The organism is Mergibacter septicus (genome assembly GCF_003265225.1).
GTDB classification, from domain to species: domain Bacteria; phylum Pseudomonadota; class Gammaproteobacteria; order Enterobacterales; family Pasteurellaceae; genus Mergibacter; species Mergibacter septicus.
The window spans coordinates 405,001-420,469 of the sequence record NZ_CP022013.1 but is presented as its reverse complement, the minus strand read 5'-3'; the positions used below and the strand labels follow the sequence as shown (position 1 = coordinate 420,469).

Genomic DNA, 15,469 nt, shown 5'->3' with positions numbered 1-15,469 from the left:
TCTAAGCTACTTTATGCTTAAAGATAAACTCAATTTACCCTCACCAACCAATCCTATCTCTATTTTAATCCCCCTTATTACAAGAGATAATGCGGTAAGATTGAGAACATCTCTGCCAGTTATGCTATGATAAGACAATCTGAATTGGAGAAAATGAATATCTTATGTCTTTTATATATAATGGCGTTTGCCTTCAATCTTTTATTTATCGATTTTGCTTACTAATTAGTGCCTTATATGGTATTTCAACCTCTGTGTATGCGATTCAAACACCACCAAAAGAATTGAGAGAAAATAGTTTAGTTTATTGTGCTCGGTCAGCTTCTCTGATTCCAAATTGGCAAAAAGCAGATGCAAGTTTAGGTATTAATATTATTAATCAACAAATCTACAATCGTTTATTTGAACAAAAAACAAATAACCAGCTTATCCCTTCGTTGGCTAAAAGCTATTCTTTATCTGCAGATGGAAAAACCCTGTTAATAAAATTAAAGCGTGGCATTAAATTTCATCACACTCCATGGTTTACACCAACTAGAAATTTAAATGCCGATGATGTGGTCTTTTCATTAAACCGTTTATTGGGTAAAAATACCGCTTTACCTGAATTAAATGAACCATTAAATACCACTTTACCTCACTCCCAACTTGCTATTTTCAATGCTAATGCTAAAAAAGCGTTTATTCCCTATTTTGATAGTCTTAAATTAGCCAAGAAAATTATTTCTATCCGAGCGGTGAATCCTTATTTAGTTGAAATTAAATTAACCTCACCCGATGCATCAATGCTTTCTCACTTAGCAGGTCAATATGCTGCGATTCTCTCTTATGAATATGCTTTACAACTCGCTGCAGATGATAATCTTGCACAACTATATACCAAGCCAATTGGTACTGGGGCTTATTTAGTTAAAAATCATACTCGAGATCACCATATTCGCCTCGTTAGAAACCCTGACTTTTGGGGAGAGGCGAGCAAAATTAAAAATATTGTGCTTGATATTTCATCAACTCGCAGTGGACGGTTAACAAAGTTTCTTAACCATGAATGCGATATCCTTGCACTTCCTGATCCGGGGCAAGTTGAGTTAATTAAGCAACAACCCAATATTCAAATACAATCTGTTGATGATACCAATCTTGCTTTTCTTGCTTTAAATACCGAACGCCCTTTTATGCAAAATAGTCAGAATCGACAAGCCATTGCTCTCGCAATTAATCGTTCCCGACTAATTCGTCAGATTTATTACAATACAGCAAAAGTAGCAAATGGTTTAATACCACAAATCTCATTAACCTCTCAAATGCAAACCACTTCTTTTGCTTTTGATTATGAACCTAAAAAAGCAGGAGAAATGTTAAAATCAATCCGCTCTATTTTAACTAAGCCATTGATAATGTGGGTAGTCGATGAAGATCGAGTATATAACCCTAACCCTGTTAAAATGGCTGAAATGATCAAATTCGATCTAAGTCAAGTTGGTGTTCCAGTTAAAATTAAAATAATTACACGCAATTTTCTTAATCAACAAATCCGTTCAGGAAAAAGTGATTACGATATGATCTTAACAGGCTGGCAAGCAAATAGTCTTGATCCCGATGGTTTTTTACGCCCAATTTTAAGTTGTCAAACTCGCCATAGTTTAGCGAATCTAAGTAATTGGTGTGATCCTCAGTTTGATAATTTCATTATGCAAGGATTACAAACAGACGACACTCTAGCCAGAGCATTAAATTATGACCTCGCCCAGCAGTTAGCTATGCAACAGGTACCTATTATTCCTCTTGCAAATGCATCAAAAGTCATTATTGCAAGGCAAACTATAAAAGGGTTAAATTTAACACCTTTTGGCAATGTTGATTTCAGTATGCTTTATTTTGACCGAGGTAACCTATGATTATCGCCTTACTTCGCCGTACTTTTTTGACCTGTTTTTCTCTATTTGTATTGGTTTTAATCAGCTACCAAATTATGCTGAAAGATCCTCTTAACCAAAATTTAGGTGGTGGTTGGTTTAATGGTTTAGTACTCTATTTACATAATTTATGCAGTGGAGATTTTGGAATTAGCTACAATGGTGGTGAATCATTACGCTTACAAATTCTATCCGTTCTCCCTGCTACTCTAGAACTATGTATTCTAGCCTTATTGCTCGCTATTTTTTTCGGTGTTTGCTATGGCATTTTGGGTGCATATTATGCGGATAATTGGTTTGGTAAAACGACTAGAATCATTTCTTCTCTCTCATTGGCTATTCCTATCTACTGGGTAAGTCCTATTCTACTCTATTTAGCCGCCACTCATCATTGGGCAATTTCTTCTGTTGGGCAATATAATTTATTATATGAAATTAAACCAATTACAGGTTTTCCAATTATTGATATGTGGCTGATTGATCAACCTTATAGAATAAAAATCATTCAAAATGTATTATTACACTTAGCATTACCAACATTAGTATTAATGATTACACCATTCTTAGAGATTACTCGTCTAACTCAACAACGTGCAGAAATTATTTTTGCTCAATCCTATATTAAAGTTGCAACAACCCGAGGTTGGTCAAAATGCAAAATCTTACGTTTCTATGTGTTACATAATACCCTAATGCCATTAATCCCATCATTTATCCGTATTTTCACCCTAACTTTGGCTTTATGTATGTTAATTGAGAATATTTTTAACTGGTCTGGCATTGGCCAGTGGTTAATTCTAGCCCTTGCTGAACAAGATTATAATTCTGTTGCCATTGGAGTATTAGTCATTGGAATCGTTGTCATTACAATTAATCTCATCGCCGCTTTTGTAACATTTCTGTTAGACCCATTTAATAGGAAAAATAGATATGCTTGATAAAGATATTGAGGATTTTCGTTTAGTTTCACCTCAACAAAAAATTTGGCAGCATTTTAGACAAGATAAATTAGCTGTAATTAGCCTTATTCTCTTTCTAGCCCTATGTTTTATTGCACTTTTTTCTCCACTTTTATCTCCATATGGGAATAATATGCAATTTGTTGGCAATGAACTTATTCCTCCTGCTTGGACAAAAACAGGACGAGTTGCCTTTTTCCTTGGTACTGATGATATTGGGCGAGATCTATTTAGTCGGATTATTCTGGGTACACGTTATACCTTTGGTTCAGCCTTGGCAATTGTCGTACCAACCCTACTGATTGGTTGTAGTTTAGGCTGTATTATTGGAATTAATCAAGGTAGAAAATCTAGAATTTTAGGTAATTTCTTCGATCTCTTTTTATCTATTCCAATCTTATTAATTGCAATTATTATTGCAGCCTTAATGGAAAGTAGCTTACAAAGCGCTATGCTAGCTATATTACTCGCACTACTACCGCACTTTGTACATCAAGTTTATAGTGCGGTAAAAGTAGAATTACAGAAAGATTATGTCGTTTTATTGCAGCTGGAAGGCATTTCAAAATGGGCATTACTAAAAGAAACCATACTACCTAATATTATGCCAACAATTATACGAGAAACAACTCGCGCCTTTACCTTAGCTTTAATGGATATTAGTGCTTTAAGTTTTATTTCCCTTGGCGCTTCCAAAACAATGCCTGAATGGGGAATGATGATCCACGATTCATTAGATCTACTCTATATCGCTCCGTGGGCAGTTATTCTACCGGGTGTAGCAATTATACTTTCAATTATTATTATTACCTTATTTGGCAATAGCTTATTACGTGCAATTACAAAAGCTTACGCCTAAGAGAAAACAGAATTATGGCACTATTAGATATTCGTAATCTTTGCATTGATATCAAAACAGCTAACGGAAAAGTACGCTTAGTAGATAATGTTAATCTTACCTTAAATGAAGCGACCATTTGTGGTTTAATTGGAGAGTCAGGATCGGGAAAAAGTTTAATCGCAAAAGTGATTTGTAATGCGGATAAAGATGATTGGGTGGTTACTGCCGATCGTTTTCGCTTTAATAACATTGAATTACTTAAAATTTCTCCAGCAAAACGCCGCCAAATCATCGGACGTGAAATTTCTATGATCTTTCAAGACCCAATCGCCTGTCTTGATCCTACTCGAAAAATAGGGCAACAACTAATCCAGATTATTCCTAACTGGACATTTAAAGGACGTTGGTGGCGGTGGTTCGGCTGGAAAAAACGCCGTGCCATTGAATTACTGCATAAAGTAGGGATTAAAGATCACCACGATATTATGAATAGCTATCCAAACGAAATTTCACCGGGTGAAGCCCAAAAAGTAATGATTGCAATGGCGGTATCAAACCAACCTCGCCTATTAATTGCTGATGAAGCAACAAATTCTCTTGAAGCAACCACCCAAAAACAGATTTTTCGTTTACTCGCCAGTATGAATCAAAATAATGGCACATCAGTATTATTACTCGGTAATGATATTGTCTCTATCGGAGAATGGTGTCATACCATTAGCGTACTCTATTGTGGACAAAGTGTTGAATACGGTAGCAAAGAAGCGGTTTTAGAAAATCCACACCACCCTTATACCGTCGCTTTAATCCACGCTTCACCTGATTTTAGTCAAGCATTACCCTTTAAAAGCCATCTTAGTGCTTTACGAGGTTCTATTCCTTTAATCGGGTATATGCCAATTGGATGTCGCTTAGGTCCTCGTTGTCCTTTTGCACAAAAAAAGTGTGTGATTAAGCCACAATTACGCCGAGTAAAACAACACGAATTTGCTTGCCATTACCCACTAAATTTACGTGAACATCGTGTACAACCTCAAGAGGTAACACCAATAAAAATCCAAACTGAAAACAGTCATGAAGGAAATGAATAATGAATAATATTCTGTTAGAAGTAGAAAATTTAACTAAAGAATTTCCTAGCAATAGTGGCTGGTTAAAACGCACTTTTACCGCAGTTAAAAATGTTTCTTTTCATTTAGAACGTCAAAAAACACTGGCAATCGTTGGTGAAAATGGTTCAGGTAAATCAACCTTAGCAAAAATGCTAGTTGGGATTACTCAACCCTCCTCTGGAAAAATTTTATTTAAAAATAAACCACTTAATTTTGGTGATTACCACTATCGCTCAAAACATATTCGTATGATTTTTCAAAATCCAAATGCCTCTTTTAATATGCAATTAAACGTTGGACAAACCTTAGATCTTCCTCTACGGTTAGCAACCGATTTAGTTGAATATGAACGAGATCAAAAAATCGACCAAGTATTACGTTTAATTGGTTTAACCCCAGAACACGCTAATATTCAACTTAATGAATTAAATATTAGTCAGAAACAACGTATAGCTTTAGCTCGTGCTATTATTCTAGATCCTGAAATTATTATTATTGATGATATGTTAGATACTCTTGATGCTTCAATGCGTGCAGCATTAATGAATTTATTACTCGATCTACAAGCCAAATTAGGGCTTGCTTATATTTATATCGGACAGAATATGGGAATTATTAAACATATTGCTGATGATATTTTATTATTACAACAAGGGAATATGATCGAGTATGGTGCAACGAAAGAAATATTACTTAATCCTCAAACAGATTTAACGAAACGCCTAATAATCAGTCAATTTGGTAAAGAATTAGATGTAACTTCGTGGCAATAAGGGTTAATGAATAACCCTTATACAACAACATCTATTACCTTACTAAATAAGGATAAGTAAAAAAGAGCAGATGGGTTAAATTCAAACCAAAATGGATAAAAGTGCTAACCCATACTTTTCCACTCCAAAGCCAAGCTAAGGAATAGATTATCCCAGCCAAACCAATAAATAACATAAAAAAGATATTGCCATTGGTGTAACCATAATGAGATAACGCAAAGATAATCGCTGAAACAAATACTGCAGGATAACTACCTATTTTAGCTTGTAAGCGTTGCTGTAAATATCCTCTAAATAAACTTTCTTCAACCAAAGAAACAAAAAAGAGATTAGATAAAATAAAATAAGGTAACCAAGTTGGAATATGAAATTCTACTTTTAAACTCCCCGCTAAACTAGCCAACATTAAAAGTAAAGAAGGCGATAAAATTAATACTCCCCATTTTATTTTACTTGCTGTAATTTTAGGTTCACACGAAAACAAATTCGGTATTAATGGAAATAAAATAAAAGGAATTAAAGCCTTATCTAAATTATAATAAAGATTAAAATTAGCACTATTTTCGCTTACTTTTACTTGTGATAATATCATAGGATTATTGAATCCTGCGATATGATGAAAATAGAGTAGAAAACAAAATATGACTAAAATACCCTCCAACCACTTCCAATGCTTATTTTTATACAAATATAAGAGACAAGAAATAAAAAGAATAAAAAATAAAGTAGATATTTCTAATATCCCTTGATATATAGCACCAAAAATTACACTATAAAGAATAAATATCCCAAGGCTTACTCTTTTTACTGAAAGTAGAATTAAAGATAAGGCTAATAAAGACCATAAAAACATTTTTACTTCCTATAATATTCAATAAAACATAATTTTGATGGAGTAAAATATTCAATTAAGCGGAAAAATACAATCATAATTACAACAAATAAAAACAAATTTACTAAAAATCAATTTACTTAGCTTTATACTTAAATAATCTTAATCCCACGGCTTGGTTTTACCTATCCAATCAAGGTATACTAAACTATATCTTCACTTTCACTTTTGAGGTTTTAACTTGTCTGCACAACAACTTAGTTTTACGCTTGAACCGCAAGATAATGCTCGTTTGCAATCCCTATGTGGAGCATTTAACCTACACTTAGAAACCATCGAAAAACAGTTTAATGTCGTTATTTCTCACCGTAATTTTGTCTTCACTTTACGTTCTACTGATGAAGAGTCGTCAGCTGATCAACTGATGCTACTCCAAAAAATACAACAATTACTCCAAAAGCTCTACCAAGCTACTGCTCCGATTAAAGGAAAAATCAAACTTTTGGATTTAGAAGATGTTCATCTTGCTATTCAAGAAAAGCGTATGTCATTACAAGCAAGTAATACCGGCCCAAATTCATCAGAAGAAGCGCAAGTCTATTCAACAACAATTAAGACAAAACGAGGAATGATTAAACCTCGTGGTGCTAACCAGATTCAATACTTACATAATATTTTACGTCATGATATTAGTTTTGGAATTGGCCCTGCAGGCACTGGTAAAACCTTTTTAGCTGTTGCTGCAGCAGTTGAAGCACTTGAAACGCATCAAGTTCGTCGCCTGTTACTTACTCGACCAGCGGTTGAAGCCGGAGAAAAACTTGGTTTTTTACCCGGCGATTTAGGACAAAAAATTGAGCCGTATTTACGCCCTCTTTATGATGCACTGTTTGAAATGTTAGGTTTCGAAAAAGTGCAAAAATTAATGGAACGAAATGTGATCGAAATTGCACCTTTAGCTTATATGCGAGGAAGAACATTAAATGATGCTTTTATTATTCTTGATGAAAGCCAAAACACCACTATTGAACAGATGAAAATGTTTTTAACTCGAATTGGTTTTAATTCAAAAGCAGTGATTACAGGGGATATCACTCAAGTCGATCTGCCTCGTGGACAAAAATCAGGTTTAAAACACGCTATTGAAGTTTTAGGAAATGTTGAAGAACTGAGTTTTAACTATTTTACAAGTCAAGATATTGTGCGTCACCCTGTGGTAGCTAAAGTAGTGCAAGCTTATGAAAAATGGGAGACGGAAGATGAACTGCGACGACAACAATTATCGGAACAACGTCATCAAACACGTTTACAAGCACTTTTAATGACCAACGAAAATGTAAAGGAAAAGCATAATGAATTCTCTTGTAATTGATTTACAACTTGCAACACAAAATCAGGAAAACCTCCCAACATTAGAACAAGTCACTCATTGGGCATCAACAGCCGTAAAACCAACACAGACAGATATTGAAATGACGATTAGAATTGTTGATGAAGCTGAAAGCCAAATGTTGAATCACACTTATCGAGGTAAAGATTATCCAACTAATGTCCTCTCTTTTCCTTTTGAGTCGCCTAGTGAAGTAGCATTACCTTTATTAGGTGATTTGGTGATTTGCCGTCAAGTGGTTGAAAGAGAAGCACTTGAACAAAATAAACCTATTTTAGCCCACTGGGCACATATGGTAGTACACGGTAGCTTACATCTGCTTGGCTATGATCATATTGATGATGCAGAAGCAGAAGAAATGGAAAGCCTCGAGCAAGATATTATGCACCAACTTGGCTTTGCTGATCCTTATGCAAGTGAAAAAGAGTAATTTAGCACACTATGCACCTTTCAGGTTGGCGACAAGCCGTTATCTTAGCGGGTAATGATCTTTGGTTAACACAACAGTTAACCAAAATCCTCACACAATTTGCAGAGAAAAAAGAAAACAATCTGATAGATTGCCAGATTGCTTATTGTGGAGAAATAGGGTTAAAACACGCCTTTCCTTCTCTCTTAATCCATAGCTATCACTTTAAACAAAGTAAAAATTTATTAGGACAAGAGTTTGAATTAGCGATTTTAGACTATCGTAGTCCAGTTAAACAGCAACTGATCCTCCATCTTGAAAGCTTAGCGATCTTAGGTGCGACTCTCAAAGCTAACGGCTATTTAATTCTACTATTGCCTGAATGGGATAAAATTGAAAATTATTCTGATCAAGATAGTTTACGCTGGAATAATGCAACTCAACCTCTAGTTCCCTTACAATTTTACCAATGGTTCAAAAAAAGCCTTTCTCCCTTTCTAGCCTCAACGTCAATTCGCTTATATCAACAACATACAAAAAATGAGATTTCACTTGATTTTTCTTCAACACGATGGCAAATCCCAAAATTTGCTCTTAAAGAACAGCAACATATTTTGCAACAATTAATTCAAGCTAAACAAGATATTTATCTTCTAACAGCAGCAAGAGGACGTGGAAAATCAGCAGTTTCTGGCTTATTGGCAGAACAACTTGCCCAAGCAAACATTACGGTTTATCTCACCGCCCCTAATCGTCAAGCTATAAAAACTTTGTTAAAACATTGCCCTCAACAACCACCAATCTTTTTAGCTCCCGATCAATTGCGAACAGAGATCGATCAAACACCTGCAAAATTTACTCAGGCATGGTTAATTGTTGATGAAGCGGCGATGTTACCACTAGAGATATTACTTGAATTTAGCCAAACTTTTGTACATATTTTATTTACCACCACGGTTGATGGTTATGAAGGAACAGGAAAAGGTTTTAGTTTAAAATTAGCCCAACAATTGCAACGCCCATCTCAAAGATTACAACTTAACTTCCCTTTACGTTGGCAAGAACATGACCCATTGGAAAAATGGATTAATCAACTATTATTACTCCACACTCCCCAACAAAGTAGCACAAACACGACAGATAAAGAATATTTTCTTCCTCTTACTCAAGGCGAGTTTTCTCAAAATTCAACCGTATTTCAACAACTTTACTCTCTTTTAACTATCGCCCATTATCGTACAACACCTCTAGACTTACGCCGTTTATTAGATGCAAAAGATCAATATTTTTATCAACTTCAAAGCAATCAACAATTATCTGGTATTATCTGGGGAGTAACAGAAGGAAAATTAGACTTAACTTTAATCGAACAAATTCGCACAGGTTATCGACAACCTGCAGGAAATTTATTAGTGCAAGCCCTTTGTTTTCAAGCTAATCTACCATTAGCTTGTCAATTAAAATCATTACGCATTTCAAGAATAGCGATTACACCCAACTTGCAGCAACGTGGTAGTGGTTCTCGTTTATTACAGCATTTTCTTACAGATATTTCTCTACAAACAGACTTTGACTTTATTTCTGTTAGTTTTGGTTATCAGCCTAGATTAGCTAATTTTTGGTTTAAAAATGGTTTTCAACTGGTGCATTTAACTCATCGTCAAGAAGCCAGTAGCGGTTATTACAGTACAATGGCAATTTACCCACTGTCAAAACAGGGGAAAAGATTCTGTCAACAAGCAACAAGACAATTTAAACGGAATTTTTTACTAAGTGATCACCACTTAATAACTGAAATCTGCCAACAATTAAAATGGCAAATTCGATCATTAGAATGGCACCTGACTACCGATGACTGGCAAAGCCTATCTGATTTTGCTCTACACCACCGAACTTTTAATGCCTGTTATCCTGCATTGCAGCGCTATCTAAAACAATACCCAAATCCAACACTTGCAACCCAACTTTCAGCGTTTATTCGACAAAAACAGTATAAAAAAAATGCCTTAATAACGCTAAAACAGAGCGTCAAAGCAGATTTATTACGAAAAGGAAAATTATTTTATATCACCAATTCTAATTAAATAAATTAAACAAAAAAACTTATCTAATTAAATGATGTAAACGCTTAGGCTTAACAAATTCAATCCCTCGATCAAGATATTCGATCTGTTCATGTTGCAATAACTGGCGTTTAATCGGTAAACCACCACCAAATCCTGTTAAAGTCTGCCCTATTCCTAAAACTCGATGGCAAGGAATAATAATACTAATTGGATTCCGCCCAATAGCACCACCCACTGCTCTCACCGCTTTCACTCGTCCAATCCTCTGTGCAATCTCGCCATAAGTTGTACTTTGACCAAAAGGGATCTGCTGTAATGCTCGCCATACTTGCTGTTGAAACTCAGTGCCAATTAATTTTAATGGTAAAGCAGTAAATGTATTTTTTCCACCCTTAAAATAAGCCATTAAAGCCTGTTTCGTCTCTTGAATTAAATGGTGTTCTTCTAAAAATAACCAATCTGGTGATATTTCTTCTTGTTCTCTTTCAAAATCTAACCCAATAATAGCAAGCTTATGATCGCCTTCAAGTAAGAGGCGTAATCGTCCTACGGGTGAATTAAAATAATGATAATAAATAGCTTGCGACATCGCTTCCTTCTTAATTCCAGTTTAAATTTTAAATTATATGTAATAGTAATAATTTAATATAAAAAAACGTGCCGAAGCACGTTTTTTAATGAAAATAAAATAATTAGAAACGGTAATTTAAACTTAAACCGAATAAATCCGCTCTTGAAGTGCTAGTAAAGGTGCCTTTAAGTTGTCCTTGACTCTCTGTAAAAGTAACTTTTTTACCTTTGATATAGGCATACCCAGCATCAACTGAAAGATTAGGTGTAACACGATAAGTAGCGCCAACACTATACCAAGTACGATCTGTATCAGGAATTGATAAAGATTGATATGGTGCATCTACGGCTACCTCATCATAAGCGATACCAGTACGTAGAGTTAATTTTTCATTAACATCATAATTAAGCCCTAATGCAATACGGGTGGTATCGTGGAAATGTTCTGGTTTTTCTAATGGCGTATAACCACCATTATTCTCAGCAACGGCTCTTAATTCTTTAAAACGGTGCCAGAGTGTCCGTTTAACACTATAAGTAACTGCTAAGTCAGGTAATACACGATTATACCCAGCAACTTCCCAATATGCTGGTAAAGTTAAGGTTAAAGAACCATCACCTTGTTTAGGTAAAGCTTGCTTTAATACTGGTTGAGCATCATAGTAATTCCCTTTAAAATCAATATCTGTATGGGAACGATAAGTAATAGCTAAACGGTTATCTTGATTAAACTCATATACCGCACCAACATTCCAGCCATATCCCCAAGCTTTACCATCTAAAGATTTAAATTTTGTTGCAGCTGGAATTTTGTTAGCTCCAAGTATTCCTACATAACGTTCAATATTTGCTTTTGCATGAATTGCATTAATTCCAACCCCAACACTTAAATTATTTGTTAAGCGATATGAACCACTTAAATTAAAATTAACCGCAGTTAATTTAGTTGAACCCGCAAAGATACCCGCTTCATAAGTTTTGTCATATTTAGTCGAAAGACCATAATTAGCATTAATACCACCACCGACAGCAAATTTAGAATTAATCGGATATAAAGCATAAAAATGTGGAATAAATTCGCTCGGTGCAATATTTTTTTGTTCAGAAGTAGGTTGACCTAAAAAAGTACCTTTTGCAATATCAATTTTAGGTTTAACATAAATACCACCTACTGAAATTTCTGGACGTTGAAATAGCGACATTAATGCTGGATTAGTCGTAACTGCCGAAGCGTTATCTGCTAAAGCTGCATCGCCTGCATATGCTTGCCCAAGCCCAACGGTTGATACTTCGTTTAATTGAAATGCTGCAGCAAATGCACCACTTGTTCCTGTTGCTAATAATGTTGCTAATAGAGTTTTAGTCAAAACTCGCATATAAAATCCTCTTTTATAGAAATAGAAAATCTTTAATAAAATTTACATTCTAAATAATAGTATATATACTCGCAATTATTCATTTAAAAGTAATAAACTGTTCCGACCAGTTAAATATTTTATTCTGCTATTTATAACCGAATTTCATCATACTCATCAGCTTTATCTATGCTAAAATAACATCCATAATTTACTTAAACTTTATATAGGAAAACAATATGAGCAAAATGAAATGTAAAGCTGAAGAAGCAAAAGTATGTTGCTGTGTTGATGTTGGTACAGTAATTGATAATGAAGATTGTGGTGTCGATTTTTCTCAAATTTACTCAACTCAAGCAGATGCTGAACAAACTTTAGCTTATCTAACTGAAAAAGCAAGAAATACAGAAAGTGAACCTTGTCAAATTACTTCAGATATAAAACCCGTAGAAAATGGGTATCAACTAACCGCCCATTTTTTATTCTGCTGCCAAGCTGAAAGTATGATATTTCAATTATCTACCCGTTAAGTTTTCAACCTTTACTAAAGATCAATAAAAAATACTAAGTTCATTAACTTAGTATTTTTTTAATTACTTATTCTATTTTCTCACTGATTAAATACTTTCTATTATATTCACTAGCTATAAAAAAAGCACAAACCTATGTTTGTGCTTTTTCTCTCTAATTTGATTACCCCCGGCGGTACCCTACTCTCACATAGGGAGACCCTACACTACCATCGGCATCACAGCGTTTCACTTCTGAGTTCGGCAAGGTATCAGGTGGTACCACTGCATTATGACCGCCGGGAAAATTCTTTTTATCTTGTTGTTTGTTATTTGTTGTTCTTTGTTTGTTTCGTTCTGTCGTGAGTTTGTTAATTTTCTTTATTTGTTGATAAAGATAACGTTAAACTCACCAGTTAATGGCTTAACATTCGTTAAGTTATTTAGCCACAAGCTACTCAAGAGTACCCACTCCCCAAAACATTTGAGCGTTGTATGGTTAAGCCTCTCGGGCAATTAGTACGGGTTAGCTCAATGTATCACTACACTTACACACCCCGCCTATCTACGTCTTAGTCTTAAACAACCCTTACAGTCTTATAGACTGGGAGAACTCATCTCTTGGCAAGTTTCGTGCTTAGATGCTTTCAGCACTTATCTCTTCCGCACTTAGCTACCGGGCAATGCGTCTGGCGACACAACCCGAACACCAGCGGTGCGTTCACTCCGGTCCTCTCGTACTAGGAGCAACCCCAATCAATTCTCCAACGCCCACGGCAGATAGGGACCGAACTGTCTCACGACGTTCTAAACCCAGCTCGCGTACCACTTTAAATGGCGAACAGCCATACCCTTGGGACCTACTTCAGCCCCAGGATGTGATGAGCCGACATCGAGGTGCCAAACACCGCCGTCGATATGAACTCTTGGGCGGTATCAGCCTGTTATCCCCGGAGTACCTTTTATCCGTTGAGCGATGGCCCTTCCATACAGAACCACCGGATCACTATGACCTGCTTTCGCACCTGCTCGACGTGTCTGTCTCGCAGTCAAGCTTGCTTATACCATTGTACTAACCTCACGATGTCCGACCGTGATTAGCAAACCTTCGTACTCCTCCGTTACGCTTTGGGAGGAGACCGCCCCAGTCAAACTACCCACCAGACACTGTCCGAGCACCTGTGCGGGTGCTTCGTTAGAACATCAAACGTTAAAGGGTGGTATTTCAAGGTTGACTCCAACAAGACTGGCGTCTCATCTTCATTGTCTCCCACCTATCCTACACATTAAAATTCAATGTTCAGTGTCAAGCTATAGTAAAGGTTCACGGGGTCTTTCCGTCTAGCCGCGGGTACACCGCATCTTCACGGCGATTTCAATTTCACTGAGTCTCGGGTGGAGACAGCCTGGCCATCATTACGCCATTCGTGCAGGTCGGAACTTACCCGACAAGGAATTTCGCTACCTTAGGACCGTTATAGTTACGGCCGCCGTTTACTGGGGCTTCGATCAGATGCGTCTCTTGCGATAACATCATCAATTAACCTTCCAGCACCGGGCAGGCGTCACACCCTATACGTCCACTTTCGTGTTTGCAGAGTGCTGTGTTTTTAATAAACAGTTGCAGCCAGCTGGTCACTTCGACTGGTTCATGCTCCATTCGCGAAGAACTTCACACTACGCCAGCGCACCTTCTCCCGAAGTTACGGTGCTATTTTGCCTAGTTCCTTCACCCGAGTTCTCTCAAGCGCCTGAGTATTCTCTACCTGACCACCTGTGTCGGTTTTCAGTACGGTTTAGATAAACCTGAAGCTTAGTGGCTTTTCCTGGAAGTGTGGTATCAGTTACTTCAACACCTTAGTGTCTCGTCATCATTTCTCAGTGTTAGCGGTGAACCGGATTTGCCTAGTTCACCCACCTACCAACTTAAACGTACATATCCAGCAGTACGCTAACCTAACCTACTCCGTCCCCACATCGCAGTTTATCCAAGTACGGGAATATTAACCCGTTTCCCATCGACTACGCTTTTCAGCCTCGCCTTAGGGGCCGACTCACCCTGCCCCGATTAACGTTGGACAGGAACCCTTGGTCTTCCGGCGAGGGGGTTTTTCACCCCCTTTATCGTTACTTATGTCAGCATTCGCACTTGTGATACCTCCAGCAAACCTCTCGATTCACCTTCAACGGCTTACACAACGCTCCCCTACCCAACAGACAGACGTCTGATGCCGCAGCTTCGGTGCTATATTTAGCCCCGTTACATCTTCCGCGCAGGCCGACTCGACTAGTGAGCTATTACGCTTTCTTTAAATGGTGGCTGCTTCTAAGCCAACATCCTAGCTGTCTAAGCCTTCCCACTTCGTTTCCCACTTAATATAGACTTGGGGACCTTAGCTGGCGGTCTGGGTTGTTTCCCTCTCCACGACGGACGTTAGCACCCGCCGTGTGTCTCCTGAACATTACTCTTTGGTATTCGGAGTTTGCATCGGGTTGGTAAGCCGGGATGGCCCCCTAGCCGAAACAGTGCTCTACCCCCAAAGGTATTCATTCAAGGCTCTACCTAAATAGATTTCGGGGAGAACCAGCTATCTCCCGGTTTGATTGGCCTTTCACCCCCAGCCACAAGTCATCCGCTACTTTTTCAACAGTAGTCGGTTCGGTCCTCCAGTTAGTGTTACCCAACCTTCAACCTGCCCATGGCTAGATCACCGGGTTTCGGGTCTATACCTTGCAA

General features: G+C 37.1%; 12 protein-coding genes and 2 rRNA genes (1 of these 14 cut by a window edge). 9 read left to right on the top strand and 5 right to left on the bottom strand.

The window, feature by feature from the left end; all coding sequences use genetic code 11:
* Nucleotides 1–164: 164 nt before the first annotated feature.
* Genes CEP47_RS02060 through CEP47_RS02040 form a run of 5 tightly spaced genes read left to right on the top strand, consistent with a single transcriptional unit; the run spans nt 165 to nt 5,601 of the window.
* Nucleotides 165–1,898 carry an ABC transporter substrate-binding protein gene (locus CEP47_RS02060; RefSeq protein ID WP_261919647.1) on the top strand — a complete coding sequence of 578 codons (1,734 nt, stop codon included), beginning with the start codon at nt 165–167 and terminating at the stop codon, nt 1,896–1,898.
* Complete coding sequence (locus tag CEP47_RS02055) at nt 1,895–2,854, top strand: ABC transporter permease (protein ID WP_261919648.1); 960 nt, start codon at nt 1,895–1,897, stop codon at nt 2,852–2,854. The genes CEP47_RS02060 and CEP47_RS02055 overlap by 4 nt, the downstream gene beginning before the upstream one ends.
* Complete coding sequence (locus CEP47_RS02050) at nt 2,847–3,734, top strand: ABC transporter permease subunit (protein ID WP_261919649.1); 888 nt, start codon at nt 2,847–2,849, stop codon at nt 3,732–3,734. Before CEP47_RS02055 ends, CEP47_RS02050 begins: the two co-directional genes overlap by 8 nt.
* A 14-nt stretch (nt 3,735–3,748) precedes the next feature.
* A complete protein-coding gene (locus CEP47_RS02045) occupies nt 3,749–4,807 on the top strand; it encodes a peptide ABC transporter ATP-binding protein (RefSeq protein ID WP_265482665.1) in 1,059 nt (352 codons plus the stop codon).
* Nucleotides 4,807–5,601, top strand: a complete 795-nt coding sequence (locus CEP47_RS02040) for an ATP-binding cassette domain-containing protein (protein ID WP_261919650.1) — start codon at nt 4,807–4,809, stop codon at nt 5,599–5,601. The genes CEP47_RS02045 and CEP47_RS02040 overlap by 1 nt, the downstream gene beginning before the upstream one ends.
* A gap of 34 nt (nt 5,602–5,635) precedes the next feature.
* Here CEP47_RS02040 and CEP47_RS02035 read toward each other — a convergent pair whose 3' ends face one another.
* Nucleotides 5,636–6,454 (bottom strand): CPBP family intramembrane glutamic endopeptidase, encoded by an 819-nt coding sequence (locus CEP47_RS02035; RefSeq protein ID WP_261919651.1) that lies wholly within the window; start codon nt 6,452–6,454, stop codon nt 5,636–5,638.
* 220 nt (nt 6,455–6,674) lie between these two features.
* Here CEP47_RS02035 and CEP47_RS02030 point away from each other — a divergent pair, with 220 nt between their 5' ends.
* From CEP47_RS02030 to CEP47_RS02020, 3 genes are read left to right on the top strand one after another with little or no spacing between them, the layout of a single operon-like run.
* Entirely contained in the window at nt 6,675–7,805 is a 1,131-nt protein-coding gene (locus tag CEP47_RS02030) for a PhoH family protein (RefSeq protein ID WP_261919652.1), read from the top strand.
* Entirely contained in the window at nt 7,786–8,253 is a 468-nt protein-coding gene (gene ybeY / locus CEP47_RS02025) for an rRNA maturation RNase YbeY (protein WP_261919653.1), read from the top strand. Before CEP47_RS02030 ends, ybeY begins: the two co-directional genes overlap by 20 nt.
* A gap of 11 nt (nt 8,254–8,264) precedes the next feature.
* Nucleotides 8,265–10,316, top strand: a complete 2,052-nt coding sequence (locus tag CEP47_RS02020; RefSeq protein ID WP_261919654.1) for a GNAT family N-acetyltransferase — start codon at nt 8,265–8,267, stop codon at nt 10,314–10,316.
* Nucleotides 10,317–10,335: 19 nt separating this feature from the next.
* Here CEP47_RS02020 and CEP47_RS02015 read toward each other — a convergent pair whose 3' ends face one another.
* Together CEP47_RS02015 and CEP47_RS02010 are read right to left on the bottom strand one after the other, a co-directional pair.
* A complete protein-coding gene (locus tag CEP47_RS02015) occupies nt 10,336–10,887 on the bottom strand; it encodes a methylated-DNA--[protein]-cysteine S-methyltransferase (RefSeq protein WP_261919655.1) in 552 nt (183 codons plus the stop codon).
* A 103-nt stretch (nt 10,888–10,990) separates the two neighbouring features.
* Nucleotides 10,991–12,244, bottom strand: coding sequence for a porin (locus CEP47_RS02010; protein ID WP_261919656.1), 1,254 nt, complete (start codon nt 12,242–12,244; stop codon nt 10,991–10,993).
* A 218-nt stretch (nt 12,245–12,462) separates the two neighbouring features.
* Between CEP47_RS02010 and CEP47_RS02005 the strand changes: the two genes are divergently transcribed.
* Nucleotides 12,463–12,753 carry a YfcZ/YiiS family protein gene (locus tag CEP47_RS02005; protein WP_261919657.1) on the top strand — a complete coding sequence of 97 codons (291 nt, stop codon included), beginning with the start codon at nt 12,463–12,465 and terminating at the stop codon, nt 12,751–12,753.
* A 167-nt stretch (nt 12,754–12,920) separates the two neighbouring features.
* Here the strand turns inward: CEP47_RS02005 and rrf are convergent.
* Together rrf and CEP47_RS01995 are read right to left on the bottom strand one after the other, a co-directional pair.
* Nucleotides 12,921–13,036: ribosomal RNA gene (gene rrf, locus CEP47_RS02000) — 5S ribosomal RNA — on the bottom strand.
* 191 nt (nt 13,037–13,227) lie between these two features.
* A 23S ribosomal RNA gene (locus CEP47_RS01995) occupies nt 13,228–15,469 on the bottom strand (it continues 658 nt past the right edge of the window).